Source organism: Variovorax glucosi (genome assembly GCF_051216695.1).
In the GTDB taxonomy this organism is placed as follows: Bacteria; Pseudomonadota; Gammaproteobacteria; order Burkholderiales; family Burkholderiaceae_C; genus Variovorax.
Window position 1 is genome coordinate 1 of sequence record NZ_JBPJZE010000107.1, and the last position, 1,408, is coordinate 1,408.

Consider the following 1,408-nt stretch of genomic DNA (forward strand, 5'->3'; position numbering starts at 1 on the left):
GGCCTACAAAGACGGGCTGATCTATCTGGCCTTTGATCTGTATCAAGTGCAGGCAGATGAAGGGCACGTCGAAAGTCAGGTGTTTGTCGCCTGGATGCTGTCTCAGGGGATCGGCTGCGAGAAAGACGAGAGCCAAGCTGCGGTTTATTACGAGCGAGCAGCAGCTCATAGACACCCTCTGGGCTGCTTTTACTACGGTCGTTGGTTGACGAGAGCCGGCGAGCACGCGAAGGCCTATCGCTTCTATGCGAGGGGTGCGGAGCGGCGGCATCTGCCCTCGATGTTTCGTGTTGGCTATTCGTTGGCTCATGGCAAAGGTGTCTCGCTCGACCTTCGTCGCTCCTACGAAGTATTGAAAGACGCTGCGATGCATGGTCATGCCTTCGCGCTGCGTGAACTGGGTCTTCAAGACCTGCGCGGCAGACGAGGGATTGTTTGGCAACCTATCGGGCTCGTGGAGATTCTTGCCGCGGTCTGTTGGGGCTTCATGGTCGCCGTGGTCAATGACGATTCGGATCTCTTGATCTCCTAGATCTTGCGCTGCCGCACAACAATGCTCACATGGCCGTGATTTGCGTCGGAAGCTTCATGTGAAAAATTCCAGATCTGTGGTCATGCTGTGGGCGCCCTTTGCCTGCGCATCTCTGCTCACGTTCGCGGCCTACAAGACTCTTTGGGCCAACCAGTGGTACTGGGTTTTCCTGTCCCTGCTCGGAATCCTGAACTGTGGGCTGGCTGCCGTAGTTCTTCGGCAAGTCGGCTTGAGGTGCTGGTCAATAGTGGGAGTGACCATTGGCCTGCTGTTTGGTCAGTGGTGGCTGGTGCAAATGCTGATCCTGGGTCTATTTTTTCGCGTCGGTGGGTTTGCTCCATAGCCTGCCCTGAATAGCTCCGCGCCTGTTCGCCTATGCTGGGAACTCTCTCGCGGCGCAGCTTGCCGAAGCGATTCGTTGAGCTGAAACCGAAATGTCTGCGTACTTGGAAGATCAACGCCCGTTTCGAAGAGCCCGTACAGATCAAGGCCCTATTCGGCTATTCCGATGGTTTGCAAATTGGTATCTTGATGAAGTCCAGAGGCTGAATGAAGTCTCTGCCACTCCACACAGCCCAACACAGAATCTCATGGCATTTCACATATGGCGGACTCATCGGCTTCGAGACGATTTGGCTCGAGGCGAGGTCACTCAGCTGGACTCCCTGAAATACATGATGGGGTCCGCGTTCCTGTATGCGTTTGCGCTCTACTCTGCTCTATGGTTTGGCGGCTACCGAGACTGGACACTGCCCTTCGAGGCAGCCATCGTCCTCGCAATCAGCGCCTTTGGCACGCACGAGGCATTTCTGGCCAATGGTGGCTCAAGTGGACGAGATTTCATCCTTCGCTTCGCCTCCATTGCGGTTCCGATCG

General features: G+C 55.8%; 2 protein-coding genes. Both read left to right on the forward strand.

What is annotated here, in order from left to right; genetic code table 11:
* Positions 1 to 532 (forward strand): tetratricopeptide repeat protein (locus ACSFA3_RS23300; RefSeq protein ID WP_435507808.1); only part of this gene is annotated, 532 nt, incomplete at its 5' end.
* Positions 533 to 1,122: 590 nt separating this feature from the next.
* Positions 1,123 to 1,408, forward strand: a 286-nt coding sequence (locus ACSFA3_RS23305) for a hypothetical protein (protein WP_435507809.1), incomplete at its 3' end; no start/stop codon positions are given.